General features: G+C 65.4%; 15 protein-coding genes and 3 pseudogenes. 8 read left to right on the top strand and 10 right to left on the bottom strand.

Features of this window, described 5'->3' with window-relative positions; translation table 11 throughout:
• Positions 1 to 160 precede the first annotated feature (160 nt).
• The 3 genes from PIB19_RS09750 to PIB19_RS09760 all read right to left on the bottom strand — a co-directional run bounded on the left by PIB19_RS09750 (position 161) and on the right by PIB19_RS09760 (position 2,107).
• The gene (locus PIB19_RS09750; protein ID WP_271240650.1) at positions 161 to 1,135 is read right to left on the bottom strand and encodes a quinone oxidoreductase family protein; all 975 of its coding nucleotides are present in this window, start codon (positions 1,133 to 1,135) and stop codon (positions 161 to 163) included.
• 96 nt (positions 1,136 to 1,231) lie between these two features.
• A complete protein-coding gene (locus PIB19_RS09755) occupies positions 1,232 to 1,795 on the bottom strand; it encodes a hypothetical protein (RefSeq protein ID WP_271240651.1) in 564 nt (187 codons plus the stop codon).
• Between the two features lie 99 nt (positions 1,796 to 1,894).
• The gene (locus PIB19_RS09760) at positions 1,895 to 2,107 is read right to left on the bottom strand and encodes a hypothetical protein (protein WP_056618319.1); all 213 of its coding nucleotides are present in this window, start codon (positions 2,105 to 2,107) and stop codon (positions 1,895 to 1,897) included.
• A gap of 146 nt (positions 2,108 to 2,253) precedes the next feature.
• On the opposite strand from PIB19_RS09760, the gene PIB19_RS09765 reads away from it, so the two are divergent.
• Positions 2,254 to 2,436: a hypothetical protein gene (locus PIB19_RS09765; protein ID WP_271240652.1), complete on the top strand. Its 183-nt coding sequence runs from the start codon at positions 2,254 to 2,256 to the stop codon at positions 2,434 to 2,436.
• 1 nt (position 2,437) lies between these two features.
• Here the strand turns inward: PIB19_RS09765 and PIB19_RS09770 are convergent, their stop codons facing one another.
• From PIB19_RS09770 to PIB19_RS09780, 3 genes and pseudogenes are all read right to left on the bottom strand, one after another.
• Entirely contained in the window at positions 2,438 to 2,977 is a 540-nt protein-coding gene (locus PIB19_RS09770) for a pseudouridine synthase (protein WP_271240653.1), read from the bottom strand.
• On the bottom strand, positions 2,974 to 3,342 hold the full coding sequence (locus PIB19_RS09775) for a reverse transcriptase-like protein (protein WP_271240654.1): 369 nt from the start codon (positions 3,340 to 3,342) through the stop codon (positions 2,974 to 2,976). The genes PIB19_RS09770 and PIB19_RS09775 overlap by 4 nt, the downstream gene beginning before the upstream one ends.
• Before the next feature lie 51 nt (positions 3,343 to 3,393).
• A pseudogene (locus PIB19_RS09780) lies at positions 3,394 to 4,016 on the bottom strand (S24 family peptidase).
• 96 nt (positions 4,017 to 4,112) lie between these two features.
• Between PIB19_RS09780 and PIB19_RS09785 the strand changes: the two are divergent.
• Both PIB19_RS09785 and PIB19_RS09790 read left to right on the top strand, forming a co-directional pair.
• Positions 4,113 to 4,295, top strand: a complete 183-nt coding sequence (locus tag PIB19_RS09785; protein WP_271240655.1) for a hypothetical protein — start codon at positions 4,113 to 4,115, stop codon at positions 4,293 to 4,295.
• Positions 4,292 to 4,552: a hypothetical protein gene (locus tag PIB19_RS09790; RefSeq protein WP_271240656.1), complete on the top strand. Its 261-nt coding sequence runs from the start codon at positions 4,292 to 4,294 to the stop codon at positions 4,550 to 4,552. Before PIB19_RS09785 ends, PIB19_RS09790 begins: the two co-directional genes overlap by 4 nt.
• Before the next feature lie 293 nt (positions 4,553 to 4,845).
• Here PIB19_RS09790 and PIB19_RS09795 read toward each other — a convergent pair whose 3' ends face one another.
• From PIB19_RS09795 to PIB19_RS09810, 4 genes are all read right to left on the bottom strand, one after another.
• On the bottom strand, positions 4,846 to 5,721 hold the full coding sequence (locus PIB19_RS09795) for a hypothetical protein (protein ID WP_271240657.1): 876 nt from the start codon (positions 5,719 to 5,721) through the stop codon (positions 4,846 to 4,848).
• Positions 5,718 to 6,959 carry a TIGR04063 family PEP-CTERM/XrtA system glycosyltransferase gene (locus tag PIB19_RS09800; protein WP_271240658.1) on the bottom strand — a complete coding sequence of 414 codons (1,242 nt, stop codon included), beginning with the start codon at positions 6,957 to 6,959 and terminating at the stop codon, positions 5,718 to 5,720. Before PIB19_RS09800 ends, PIB19_RS09795 begins: the two co-directional genes overlap by 4 nt.
• Before the next feature lie 261 nt (positions 6,960 to 7,220).
• Positions 7,221 to 7,628 carry a hypothetical protein gene (locus tag PIB19_RS09805; protein ID WP_271240659.1) on the bottom strand — a complete coding sequence of 136 codons (408 nt, stop codon included), beginning with the start codon at positions 7,626 to 7,628 and terminating at the stop codon, positions 7,221 to 7,223.
• Between the two features lie 29 nt (positions 7,629 to 7,657).
• Complete coding sequence (locus PIB19_RS09810; protein WP_271240660.1) at positions 7,658 to 8,215, bottom strand: hypothetical protein; 558 nt, start codon at positions 8,213 to 8,215, stop codon at positions 7,658 to 7,660.
• A gap of 673 nt (positions 8,216 to 8,888) precedes the next feature.
• On the opposite strand from PIB19_RS09810, the gene PIB19_RS09815 reads away from it, so the two are divergent.
• The 5 genes and pseudogenes from PIB19_RS09815 (at position 8,889) to PIB19_RS09830 (ending at position 12,558) form a co-directional block, all read left to right on the top strand.
• Positions 8,889 to 9,041: a hypothetical protein gene (locus PIB19_RS09815; RefSeq protein WP_271240661.1), complete on the top strand. Its 153-nt coding sequence runs from the start codon at positions 8,889 to 8,891 to the stop codon at positions 9,039 to 9,041.
• Entirely contained in the window at positions 9,034 to 10,383 is a 1,350-nt protein-coding gene (locus PIB19_RS09820; protein WP_271240662.1) for a putative O-glycosylation ligase, exosortase A system-associated, read from the top strand. Before PIB19_RS09815 ends, PIB19_RS09820 begins: the two co-directional genes overlap by 8 nt.
• A 53-nt stretch (positions 10,384 to 10,436) precedes the next feature.
• Positions 10,437 to 10,625, top strand: a pseudogene (locus PIB19_RS23000) (acyltransferase family protein); the annotation flags it as partial.
• 154 nt (positions 10,626 to 10,779) lie between these two features.
• A complete protein-coding gene (locus PIB19_RS23005) occupies positions 10,780 to 11,475 on the top strand; it encodes an acyltransferase family protein (protein WP_336297354.1) in 696 nt (231 codons plus the stop codon).
• Positions 11,476 to 11,545: 70 nt separating this feature from the next.
• A pseudogene (locus PIB19_RS09830) lies at positions 11,546 to 12,558 on the top strand (DNA topoisomerase IB).
• The last annotated feature ends 7 nt before the right edge of the window (positions 12,559 to 12,565 follow it).

A 12,565-nucleotide genomic window follows, 5' to 3' on the forward strand; every position in this document is an offset into this window, starting at 1 on the left:
CAGGGGAGGTGGCGCCGAAGGCGTCGGAGGGGAGGTAAGCAGCACACTCTGCCAATTGAGTGCAGTGCGTCCGCCCCTCCGTCACGCTGCGCGTGCCACCTCCCCCTGGCGGGGGAGGATTGAAAACCCTCGCTCGCCTGAATGTCGATACGTCCCAGTGTCAGGGAAGCAGCACCGTCGATCCAATCGTCTCGCCGGCCTCCAGCGCCCGGTGCGCGGCAGCGACATCCTCGAGCGCGAAACGCTGACCGATAGCGACGCGCACCGCTTTGCTCTCCAGCATCGCGAACAGCCGCCCCGCGCCCGCCGCGCGTTCCTCGGGCGTCACATAATAATCGAACGATGTCGGGCGGCTGACGAACAGCGACCCGTGGCTCGCGAGCGTGCGGAGTTGCACGCCCTCCACTGCGCCGCTGGCATTGCCATAGCTCACGATCAGCCCGCGCCGCCTGGTCGCCGCCAGCGACGCTTCCCAGGTCGCCTTGCCGACGCCGTCGAACACCACCGCCACGCCCGCACCGCCGGTGATCTCGCGCACCCGCGCGGCGATGTCGTCCGATCGCGACAGCAGCACGTGATCCGCACCCGCGCCACGCGCCGCCGCGACCTTCGCTTCGCTGCCGACGGTGCCGATCACCTCGGCGCCGATCGCCTTGAGCCATTGGACGAGGATCTGGCCGACTCCGCCGGCCGCGGCGTGGACGAGCACCGGCCAGCCCGGCTGCACCCGCGCACAACGCTCGATCAGGAATTCGGCAGTGCATCCCTTGAGCAACGCCGCCGCCGCAGTCTCGTCGTCCACCGTATCGGGCAGCTTGAACAAGGACGACGCCGGCAGGTTGCGCTCGGTTGCATAGGCGCCGATCGGCGGCCCGAAGGTTGCCACGCGGTCGCCCGGCGCGAACCCGGTGACACCCTCGCCCACCGTCTCGATCACGCCCGCCGCTTCCTGCCCGAGCCCGCTCGGCAGCGGCACGGGGTACAGCCCCGAGCGGAAATAGGTGTCGATGAAATTGAGGCCTATCACCGTGTTGCGCATCCGCACTTCGCCCGGGCCCGGCGACGGCAGTTCGACATCGGCCCAGCCGATCACTTCGGGCCCGCCCGTCGTCTCGATTCTCGCAACCCGTGCCATGCTCGCCTCCGCTCAGTGCACCGGCCACATAGGGTCGCGCCCCGCGCGCCGCCAGCACCCACAAAGGCGGATGCGACCGGCTGCCCGGGCGCGCGTTCAACCGGCGGGCGCAAGCACCGCGAAATCGGCGCTCACGCCGCCGCCGCCGCTGATGCGGGCCGTGGACGGCACCGCCGCCACTGCGTTGCTGCGCAGGAAGAAGAAGCGCGAACTCTCGCCGGGCTTGATCGGCGCTCCGAAAGCGAAGCCGTACAGCCAGGATTTGAAGTCGGACGAGAGCCCGCCCTGAACCTTGGTCGGCGCGACGCTGCCCAGCCCGTCCTTGCGCCAGTTTGCGTCATAGACCGCCTTCGGGAAGCCGGAGATATGAAGCGCACTCACCTGCCCCTTGGACGCCGCGGCGTTGTTGATCTTCCAGTAGAAGCTGAGCTTGCCATCGGCCCCGCGCACGGTTCTGACCTGAACCGTTCCGCTGACTGGCGCCGTTGCGCTCGCGACCGAGAAGGGCACGAGCGTGTCGTTGACGACCACTCCCGCCAGCCCCGGCTCGGCGGCCGCGCTGGTGCCGGGAAGCGCAATCTCGAACGGCGTGACGCTGGTCGGTATGGCAAATACGGGCGCGGCGATCGATATTCCCGCGAGCAAGAGCATTCCACGCATGATCCGTCTCCCCCGCCTTGACCTGTACGCCGAATTACACTCCCGCGCCATTGCGGGTCAGTGCACCGCACTCAAGGGGCACGGTCGCCGATCGGCCGCCTAGTGCACCGTCCCCACGGCGCGGGGGATCGACATCAGCAGCACCAGCCGCTCTATCTGGCGCCAGCGGCAGAAATGGATGTGGTTGCCCAGATCGCGGCTGCGGTCGGCGCGTGCCGCCGCTTCGGAACCGGCATCCTGTCCGAACGAACGGATCAGTTCGTCCGCGTCGGCGACTTCGCGCGCATCTCCGAGATAGGGCAGATATTCCATGGATACTCCGGCTGCACGCGTCCTGGGACTCGATGCGCTCCTTTACATCAGCGATTCTAAAGCTTTCGCGGCTCAGCAAGGTGAAGCGCCGCTAACCATTAAGTCCGGCAGTGGCGCCGCGCCGTATGACCCGCTAAGGCCCGCCCATGGCAAATCCTCCTTCCCGCACGCCGATGGCCGGCGGTTTCCTGCTCGCGGTCAGCCTGCTCGCCGGCACCATCATCGGCGCCGGCCGGGGCGAGGCATCGATCGGCTTCGTCGCGGGGCTCGGCGTCGGGCTGGTGCTGCTGCTCGTCGTGTGGCTGATCGATCGGACGCGGACCCGCTAGGCTAAGCGCCAGCCTCCCGCCATTCCCCCGGCGCGACTCCGTCGAGCGTCCAGTCGCCGATGCTCCAGCGCACCAACCGCAGGGTCGGGTGACCGATCGCGGCGGTCATCCTGCGCACCTGCCGGTTGCGCCCTTCGCGGATCGTCAGCCTGATCCAGCAATCGGGCACGGTCTTGCGGAACCGCACCGGCGGATCGCGGGGCCAGAGCGCGGGCGGAGCGATGCGCTCGGCATCGGCGGGGCGCGTCATGCCGTCCTTCAGCCGGACGCCCTGCCGTAGCGATGCGAGCGCAGCCTCGGCCACATCGCCCTCGACCTGCACGAGATAGGATTTGGGCAATTTGAACCTGGGATCGGCGATCCGCGCCTGCAGCCTGCCGTCGTCGGTGAGCAGGAGCAGCCCCTCGCTGTCGCGATCGAGCCGCCCCGCCGGATAGACTCCCGGCACCTGGATGAAATCCGCCAGAGTCGGCCGCCCCGAGCCTTCATCGGTGAACTGGCACAGCACATCATAGGGCTTGTTGAACAGGATCAGCGTCATCGCCCGTGCAGCCTTGCGAGCGCGATCCCGGCGAGGTTCTGCGAGCGTTTGATGTAGCGCACGCGTGGCGGCGGGCCTGCCGATGCCAGCACGCGAAACCGCTCTAGATGGGCAAGCGCGGCGCCGCGACATTTCACTGCCCCATTGGCCTTGGCGACGACGTCCGCGGCGTCGCCCAGCAGGACGAAACCCGGCATGGCAAGCGATTGCGCGATCGTCAGCGCATGGATCAATGCCAGCCACTCGGCATCCGCGCTGGTGCCCTCGCCAAGGTCGCGCAGGATAGTCGTCCGCCCGCCCGCGACGACCGCGACTTCGATCGCACCCGGATTGGGCCGGCATCCCCCGTCGAAGAATATCTTCATGCCGGGCGGCTGTAGCGCGCGGCGATCCCCTGCGCCAACCGTCCTCGACACCTAGACCAGCGCCCTCCCCAGCCACGCCACTCGCCCGACGATCTCCACTTCGCTCCCGGCGCAAATCCGCACCGGCCAGACCGGGTTGTCGCTGATCACTTCGATGCCGCCCACCGCCGCGCGCAGCCGCTTGACCATCAGCACCCCGTCGAGCCGGATCACGAAGATCCCGCCTTTTCCCCGCACTTCCCGGCGGTCGCGGTCGACGAGGATCTCGTCGCCGTCGGACAAAGTCGGCTCCATCGAATCGCCCTCGACCCGGATCATCGACGCCGCGGCGGGGCGCACCCCCAATTGCCGCAGCAATGCTTGCGACAGCGCGCCCGGGGCCGCGCCGCCTCGTCCTCGGCCAGCCGTCCGGGCCCCGCCGAGGCGCTCACGTCGAGCCGCGCGATCTCCGCCAGCCCCTCCGCCTCGCGCCCGCCCAGCCGCGCCTCGGGCACGCCGAAGAAGCGCGCGAGCAATGCCCGGTCGCGCTCGGCCAGTTCGCGCGGAGATCCGCGGCGCACATATTGCTGCAGATAGGCGGCGTTGCGCCCGATCACGCGCGACAGTTCGGCGAAGCTGACGCCCTGCTCCGCCATCAGCGCCTCCAGCGCCGCCCGTTGCGCACCCGGTTCCATGCTCGTTCTCATAGCCGTAGGAATTTTCCTAGACAAGTAGGATTTGAAGAACAAAACAGGATCATAGTTCAGCGACTCGCGTAGGAGAAGGGCCCGATGTCGGTGCATCGCAAAATCGAGAAATTCCTTCGGCGGACCAACATGCCCGCCACCAAATTCGGCCGGCTGGCGATCGGCGACCCGCGGCTGGTGCGCGATCTGCGCAACGGCCGCGAGCTGCGCCCGCTCACGGAAGCGCGGCTCGAAGCGTTCCTCGCCACGCAGGGAGCCGGACGATGAGCCGCGGCCCCGACGCAGCGACCCTGCTCGAGCGCGCATTGCTCACCGCCGCCGATACCGCCGGCTGCCCCGTGGCCGTCGTCGCGAGCGACTGGACCCGCTGGGCGAGCGCAACCTTCACCGGCGCCCGGCACAGCCTGACGCTCACCGCCGCGGCGAGCCCCGGCTCGATCGCTGGCTGGTGGGTCTGGGGAAGCCGAATTCGCCCTGCGCAATTACCTGCTGGCGGACCTGGTGGTCACGCGCATGTGTCGTGACGGGGATCGAGTGACGGTCGCGCTCGAAGCGCTGACCGTGGAGGAGCGTTAGGATGGATCGGCATCCAGACAAACTTCCCTCGCCCCCTGCAAGGGGAGAGGGTTGCGCAGACTTAGGTTTTGCGAAGCAAAGCCTTAGTCGGAGCTGGGTGAGGTGCGGCTGCGCAGCAGCCGCGCGGAGCTTCGCTCCGCTCTACCCCTCACCAACCTTCGCTAGGCAGCAAGCTGCCAAGCTGCGGTATCCTCTCCCCTATCAAGGGGAGAGGGAGTTTTAGGTCGAACGGCGATCCGCCCTAAGCCCGGCGGGCCATGTTGCGCAGCGTGACCAGCGCGTCTTCGAGCCCGCGTTCCCGCGCGCGGCGCTCGACGCGGGGCGAAGGCGCTGGCGCAGGGGCCAAGCTCCTGCGGAGCACCCCGCGCTCGAGCCGTTCGAGCAGCGCGTGCACCGAAGCTTCGGTCTCGGGGCGGGTGATCGCGTCCTCGCGCGATACCAGGGATATCGGCCGGGGCTCAGGGCGGACCGGAGTCGGCAATTCGAACACTTCGAAGCGCTCGGTCTCCTCGAACACCGGCGGTTTCGGGCTGCGGCTGAGCGGCGGCAGCGCGACCGGCGCGGCGAGCGGCACTTCGGGCATCGCATCGGGATCGAATGCGGCGAGCGGCTGATCGAGGTCAACCGGCAGCGGCTGCTCGATCGGCGCGGCGGGAATCGGCTCGATGACCGGCGCCGCGATTTCCTCCGCCATTTCCACTTCGACGATTTGCACCACGTCTGCCGGCGTACGGAATGCGTCGAACGGCCGTCCCAGATCGCGCGTCGCGAGCAAGGGCGGCCTCGGCGGCGCATCGGGATGCGCGTCGGCGCGGCGGAGCACCGGGGTCGGCACTGCGTCGTAATCCAGTTCCTCGGCGTCGCCGATCGTCACGGCGCGTCCGCCGATCAGCACGAACAAGGCGAACCAGCTGAACAAGGCGACCGCGCCGCCCGCGCCCAGCGCGACGATGGCGCGCGCCGTGAAGCCGAGCGGCGGTTCGGCGGCGGAGAGGATTGCGGGCAGCCCGCTGTCCATCACCAGCGCCTCGAACACCGGCATCGGCACCGCGAGCACGCCCACCGCCACGGCACCGCCGAGCAATCCTGCGATCACGGGTGCGATCGGCAGGTTCATGCGTTCACCGTAGATGCGTGCGACCGCGAGTCCTTCATGGGATTCGACTCTGCAAGATTTTGGTAAACAGATTGATACCGGGCCACGTTGACAGCCCAGTTACGCTCCTCCTCGACGAACGCCCGCCCCCGCGCCCGCCGCGCCTCCCATTGGTCGCGATCGGCGAAAAGGCGTGACAAGGCAGTCGCGATCGCCGCCGGATCGTCGGGCTTGAACAGCGTTCCGGTGTCGCCGTCGCGGATCAGCTCGCGGTGCCCGCCCACGTCCGACGCTGCCACCAGCCGACGCTGCGCCATCGCCTCGAGCGGCTTGAGCGGCGTCACCAATTCGGTCAGCCGCATGGCCTTGCGGGGATACACCAGGATATCGACCACGCTGTAATAACGCTCGACTTCGTGGTGCGGCACGCGCCCGACGAAGCGGATTCGCTCCGCCACTGGCGAAGCCGCGGCCTGCGCCCGCAGCGCTTCCTCCATGGGTCCCCCGCCCACCAGGATCAGATGCATCCCCGGCCGCTCCGCGACCAAAGCCGGCATCGCCTCGATCAGCACGTCGAGCCCTTCATAATCGTAGAAGCTGCCGATGAACCCGATCGTCTCGCCCCCCGCCACGCCCAGCTGCTCCGCCAGCGCGGCATCATAAGGCAACGGCTCGCCGAACAAATTGAGATCAACGCCATTGGGCGAGACGAGGATCTTGCCCGGATCGATTCCGCGCGCGACGAGGTCGTCCTTCAATCCCTCGCAGATCACCGCCACTGCATCGGCCTTGCGCACCGCCCGCGTCTCCAGAGCGCGAGTAGCGCGATATTTCAGGCTGCCCTCGCGCCCGGTGCCGTTGCCGACCGCGGCATCCTCCCAGAACGCGCGAATCTCATAGACCAGAGGCAGGCCGAGCCGATCGGCGACGCGCTGCGCCGCCATCGCATCGAGCACCGGCGAATGGGCATGGAGCACGTCCGGCCGCCACGCACGCGCCACTGCCTCGATCCGCCGCGCGAACGCCGCGACTTCGCGCAGCTCGCCGATCACCGGCCGGCCCGCGGCGACCGGCGGGGTACGGTGGAACCGGATCCCGTCGACCGTCTCTTCGTCGGCATCGAACTTGCCGTGCCGCGGCCCGGTGACCGCCATTACGTCCCACCCGCGCGCGATCTGCGCCTTCAGGATCGCCCGGGTACGGAAGGTATAGCCGCTCTGGAGCGGCAGCCCGTGATCGAGGATATGGAGAATCCGCATGCGCCCGCTCTGCCACGAGAGCACTTAACGGTGCGTCAACCGGGACTCATGTCCGAGCGAAGACCGAGGCCAAAAGCGGACTGGCGGCTTCCGCCCCAAAGTCGGTCATTCGGCATCGCCGCGGCACTGCCCGAAAGCGGACGTTGGTGCAGCTTCAGAAAGAACGGCAGCAAACGCCCCAATTCCGGGCGTTTGGCGTGCGTTGTGCGCTTCTCAGAACGAGACGTCCTTGAGACTGCGGCTTTGAACGAAAGTGGAAGGTTACACCAGCAAGTACGCTGACAAAGCGTTCACTGCGAACCCCACAATCCCTGCAAGAACTACACCTGCACCGAGCAGCCGAATCATCATCTTCTTACGTTTTCGCATTCGCAGAAGGTTGGCCTTGTGACATTCGTCGCCCTTGGTCAGTAGAATTGCGCTGCGCGAACCGAGAATCCGCGCACCTTCCGAAACACTATCCGATATGATTGCCCCTACGATAGCAGCACCAATCACTAGTGCAATAACAACTAGTAGGTATCTCATGGGCGTTGTGAGCGATTTCACCGGAACTTCTAAGAAAATACCAGAAACAACAGCAGTTATCATCAATAATGGTATAATGTACCAAGACTTATCCACCAACGCATCGACAATACTGTCAGAAATTGCCTCTACATCCTGCACAGAAATGCGGCCAACCCAATCATCTATGGCTACTGAATGCTTCTAGCAACAGAAATATCAGAATATTCTATGGACGATTTTAACCAAAATTGCGTCGGAAATTTATGGATCGGACCGACTACAATGAAACTGTTGCGAACAGGTACCCTATCTGTTGATATCGATACCTTAAATCTCTGCGCCGTGTCAGACGCCACGCCATCAGAAGGGAGCATAATCAGGAAATCATACTCTAGACTTACATGACTGCATCTCGCCATCTTAGATGACCAGTTTACAGAAGAGAACATTTCCACCGAGGATAATTTATGAACTTCCCCGTTGGATAACGCGACAACCACTGCAGAGCGACTCGCCTTGACCTGATACTGCGAGACCAATTGTTGAAAATGATAGTGAAAGTCTTGGATCGCAGCCACGTCGATCTGGAATTTTGTCTCGAAATTCCGGTCTAAGACCTCGGTCTTTTTTGTAAGATTATGATAGATCGCCTGGAAGGCCGCCACCGGAACGTTCTCAATCGGGATTATGAGATCTCCTTGTGGAGCACCCTCGTCCATACTGCTGCCGCTTCCAACGCGTTTCATGTTAGTCTCCCTTTTTGAGAGCTTGGGGCAGCGCATCACGTTCATCAAGGTGTCTCAAGCAATTTGTCGTGACATTCGGAATGGCAGGTGAGACGCCTTCAGTCCCCATAAGCTGCCGGTCCGCTGACCACCCATTTGCCGACATGCTTGCAATGTAGGATTTCGCCTGACAGCCTCATCTAGCTCTTTGACATCGTAACGCCCCTCTCATCCTGCTCGTGCGAAAGCAGGAGCATAATGCTGCTTGGTCCACACCATCCTGGATTGCCTGCGCAGGAACACGGCCGGCCAGAACGATGCAATCAGTGTGACCCTAGTGTGACCTTTCGCGGCTAACCACCAATAGCAGACATATTCAGCCTCTACGTCAACGGCACCTGCGCACCGCGCCTCACCGACCCCGCGCTACTGGGAATGTAGGATTTCGTGTGCCATCCTCCGCGCCCAGCTCTTTGACATCGTCGAGATCGACTTCACGACCACGAACCAATGTTGCACAACCGCGCAACGAAGTTTCACGATCTCGCGGGCAAAGTGCGAAGTTAAGCCCGCCAGATCCCACAATCCGAGTCACCGGCGAAAAGCTCGCGCACGCCGCCGGCGCCCGCCCCTAGTTTACGCCGCGTCAACCCAACCGCACTAAACCCCGCCCGGAAGGAGCGCGCGGGCGGACATGATCGACAATCTATCGCTCGGGCTCTCGCATGGGCTGATGCTGCTCGCGGCGTTCCTGCTGCTGCGCCGTCCCGACCTCGATCACGAATCGGGGCCGGGCGATCCGCCCGCCGGCCCGAAGAAAAGCCGCTGGGGCAAGCCCGGTGCGTGATCTCGCCTTCATCGCATTCCTCGCGGCATTGCTGGCAACGGGCTTTCGCCGCCCGTTCCTGTTCGTGCTCGCCTACGCCTATATCGACATCGTCTCGCCGCAGCGGCTGACCTATCTGCTGCTCAATTCGGTCCCGATCTCGATGCTCGCGGTCGCGCTCGCGGTGGCCGGCTGGCTGGCGTTCGACGACAAGAAGGACGTTCGCGTCGCTCCGCGCCAGTTCCTGATCGTGCTGCTGCTCGGCTATTGCCTTTACACCACGCTCCACGCCGACTTCCCGATCGAGGCGAAGGACAAATGGGAATGGGTGTGGAAGGCGCTGGCCTTCGCCGCCTTCCTGCCGCTGACGCTGCGCACCCGGCTGCGCATCGAGTCGCTATTGCTGTTCATGGTGCTCTCGGCCGCCTCGATCATCATCGTCGGGGGGATCAAGACGGTCGGCTCGGGCGGCGGCTATGGCGAATTGAACCTGATGGTGACCAACAATTCGGGCCTCTATGAAGGCTCGACCATCTCCACCGTGGCGATCGCGATCATCCCGCTGATCGTCTGGTTCACCCGCCACGGCACGATCTTCGCGCCCGACTGGAAAGTGAAGACCTTCTCCTACGCGCTGATCTTCGCCTGCCTGCTGATCCCGGTCGGCACGTCGACGCGCACGGGATTGCTCTGCATCGGCCTGCTCGCCTTGCTGATGATCCGCGATACCAAGCGCAAGTTCGTCTATCTCGCCGCGCTCGGCGGCCTCGGCCTCGTCGCCGTGCCGTTCCTCCCCTCCGCTTTCACCGAGCGGATGGAGACGATCAAGACCTATCAGGCCGATGCCTCGGCCTCGACCCGGATCGCGGTGTGGAAGTGGACGATGGACTATGTGAAGACGCGCCCGTTGGGCGGTGGCTTCGAAGCCTATCGCCAGAACCAGATCCGCTATGAAAAGGTCGCGGTGCAGGAGGATGGCGGCCAGGCCAAGGTCGACCGCAGCGTCGAGGTCGACAAGGCCCGCGCCTATCACAGCGCCTATTTCGAGATGCTCGGCGAACAGGGCTATCCGGGGCTCGCCATCTGGCTGCTGATCAATGTGGCCGGGCTGTTCCGCATGGAAGTGCTCCGCCAGCGTTATCGCAAGCCCGAGCCCGGGCAGGAATGGATCGGCCCGCTCGCCTCGGCGCTGCAGAGCGCGCATATCATCTATCTGCTCGGCGCGGTGTTCATCGCGATCGCCTTCCAGCCTTTCGTCTACATGCTGATCGGCGCGCAGATCGGGCTCGACACCTATTGCGGCCGCAAGCGCGCCGAGAGTGCGTGGCGCCCGCTGCGCAAGGCCCGGGTCGCCACCGCGTGAAGACCGAACTGCGGGCGCTGACTTCGATCCGCGGCGTGGCCGCGTGGTTCGTCGTGCTCTTCCACATCCGCCTGACTATCGCGGGGCTGCCTGCGCCCGCCGCGGCAGTACTCGCCAAGGGGTATCTGGCGGTCGACTTCTTCTTCCTGCTGTCGGGCTTCGTCATCTGGATGAGCTGGTCGGAACGGCTGCGGACCGGCGGGCTCGCCGCGGTTCCCGAATTCCTCAAGCGCCGGATCGCCCGCATCTGGCCGCTGCATCTGTTCATGCTCGGCTTCGGCGCGCTGCTGGCGCTGCTGCTGGTCGCGACCGGGCGTGAGGCACCACATTTCCCTTCACGGAGCTGCCGCTCCACGTGCTGCTGCTGCAGAATTGGGGCTTCACTTCCGCGCTGTCGTGGAACGACCCCGCCTGGTCGATCTCGTGCGAACTCGCCGCCTATCTGCTGTTCCCGCTGCTCGTCCTCGCGATCGACTGGCGCCGCGTGCCCACCCCCGCGATCCTCGCCGCGATCACTGCGCTGCTCGTGCTGCTGCACACCGTCTTCACGCTGCGGGGGCCGCGGCCCTCGGGCAGGAAATCCCGCGCCTCGGCCTGCTCCGCTGCGTTCTGGAGTTCGCCTGCGGCACGGCGATCGGGGCGCTATGGCTGCGCTGGCGCGAAACCTGGCGCCTGCCCGCCATCGCCTGCACCGCGGCGGCGCTGGTCCTGCTCGCCGGCTGGATCGCCGGGCCATTTCCCGAAACGCTCGCCGTCCCCGCCGCCTTCGCCGCCCTGCTCCTCGCGCTCGCCCTCACGGCAGGCAAGCCGGGCAACCCGCTCGAAGGCCGCGCGCTCCATTATCTCGGTGAGATCAGCTACGCGACCTATCTCGGCCATTTCCTGCTCTGGTTCGCCTTCAAGCTCGCTTTCATCGACGATGCGCACGCGGTCGGCGCACCGCTGATCGCGGCGTATCTCGTGCTGGTGCTGGCCAGTTCGGCGGCGCTCTACCATTGGGTCGAGCGCCCCGCGCAGCGCCGGGTGAACGGCCTTGGCTTCAGGCGGCCGCGGCGAGCTCAGCCTGCAGGCAGTGGATCGCCGCACGGTTGAACGCGGCGATACGCAGGTTCCGGAACGAAGCGATGCTCCGCGCATTCAACGCGACAAGCGAGGAGGCCCGATGACGCTCGACGCCATCGTCTATGTCGATGATCAGGAACCCGGAATTACCCGGCGCAAGGTGCGCCACGGCTGGGGCTATTGGGATCCGGACGGCAAGCGGATCACCGATCGCGACGCGATCGACCGGCTGAACCGGATCGGCCTGCCCCCGGCGTATACCGATGCCTGGTTCTGCCCCGATCCCAATGGCCATATCCAGGCGGTCGGTTGGGACGACAAAGGCCGCAAGCAATATCGTTACCACACCGGCTTCCGCGAGGCGCAGGAGGCGGCGAAATACGATCGCTGCGCCGCCTTCGGCGACCACCTTCCCAAGCTGCGCGAGCGCGTGGAGGCGGATCTAAAACTGCGCGGGCTGTGCAAGGAGAAAGCGGTCGCCGCGGTCGTCCGCCTCCTCGATCTCGGCACGATCCGCGTCGGCAACGAGGCTTATGCGCAGGAGAATAAGAGCTTCGGCGCGACGACGCTGCGCAAGCGCCACGCGAAGGTGAAGGGCCAGACCCTCAAGCTCCAGTTCCGCGCCAAATCGGGCAAGCTGCGCGTGATGACGATCACCGATCGGACGCTCTCCGCCTTCGTCAAACGCTGTCAGGACTTGCCCGGGCAAAATCTGTTCCGCTGGATCGACGATGCCGGTGAGACGCATCCGGTCACCTCGACCGACGTAAACGCCTATATCCGCGAGGCGATGGCGGACGATTTCACCGCCAAGCATTTCCGTACTTGGGGGCGAGCGTCATCGCGTTCGCGGCGCTCGCTTCCGCCGATGAGTATCTCGGCATCAAGGCGATGCTCGATCCGGTGACCGAGGCGCTGGGCAATACGCCGGCGATCGCGCGCAAATCCTATGTCCATCCGCGGCTGATCGAACTCGCCAAAGACAAGGACGCGCAGGCTGCGTTTCGCGAACGCTTGCACCTGCCGCGAGCCACCCGCTACCTCAACCGTTACGAACGCGGACTGATCGCCCTTCTCGAGGACGTCGCCGCTCCCCGAGCCAAAGCAGCCTGAGCATCGC

The sequence above is a fragment of the Sphingomonas sp. 7/4-4 genome (assembly GCF_027941955.1).
Taxonomy (GTDB): Bacteria; Pseudomonadota; Alphaproteobacteria; order Sphingomonadales; family Sphingomonadaceae; genus Sphingomonas.

What these genes read in the sequence shown, in the direction of transcription:
- PIB19_RS09750 (WP_271240650.1), bottom strand. Translation starts at nt 1,135, where the DNA reads ATGGCACGGGTTGCGAGAATCGAGACGACGGGCGGGCCCGAAGTGATC.
- PIB19_RS09755 (WP_271240651.1), bottom strand. Translation starts at nt 1,795, where the DNA reads ATGCGTGGAATGCTCTTGCTCGCGGGAATATCGATCGCCGCGCCCGTA.
- PIB19_RS09760 (WP_056618319.1), bottom strand. Translation starts at nt 2,107, where the DNA reads ATGGAATATCTGCCCTATCTCGGAGATGCGCGCGAAGTCGCCGACGCG.
- PIB19_RS09765 (WP_271240652.1), top strand. Translation starts at nt 2,254, where the DNA reads ATGGCAAATCCTCCTTCCCGCACGCCGATGGCCGGCGGTTTCCTGCTC.
- PIB19_RS09770 (WP_271240653.1), bottom strand. Translation starts at nt 2,977, where the DNA reads ATGACGCTGATCCTGTTCAACAAGCCCTATGATGTGCTGTGCCAGTTC.
- PIB19_RS09775 (WP_271240654.1), bottom strand. Translation starts at nt 3,342, where the DNA reads ATGAAGATATTCTTCGACGGGGGATGCCGGCCCAATCCGGGTGCGATC.
- PIB19_RS09785 (WP_271240655.1), top strand. Translation starts at nt 4,113, where the DNA reads ATGTCGGTGCATCGCAAAATCGAGAAATTCCTTCGGCGGACCAACATG.
- PIB19_RS09790 (WP_271240656.1), top strand. Translation starts at nt 4,292, where the DNA reads ATGAGCCGCGGCCCCGACGCAGCGACCCTGCTCGAGCGCGCATTGCTC.
- PIB19_RS09795 (WP_271240657.1), bottom strand. Translation starts at nt 5,721, where the DNA reads ATGAACCTGCCGATCGCACCCGTGATCGCAGGATTGCTCGGCGGTGCC.
- PIB19_RS09800 (WP_271240658.1), bottom strand. Translation starts at nt 6,959, where the DNA reads ATGCGGATTCTCCATATCCTCGATCACGGGCTGCCGCTCCAGAGCGGC.
- PIB19_RS09810 (WP_271240660.1), bottom strand. Translation starts at nt 8,215, where the DNA reads ATGAAACGCGTTGGAAGCGGCAGCAGTATGGACGAGGGTGCTCCACAA.
- PIB19_RS09815 (WP_271240661.1), top strand. Translation starts at nt 8,889, where the DNA reads ATGATCGACAATCTATCGCTCGGGCTCTCGCATGGGCTGATGCTGCTC.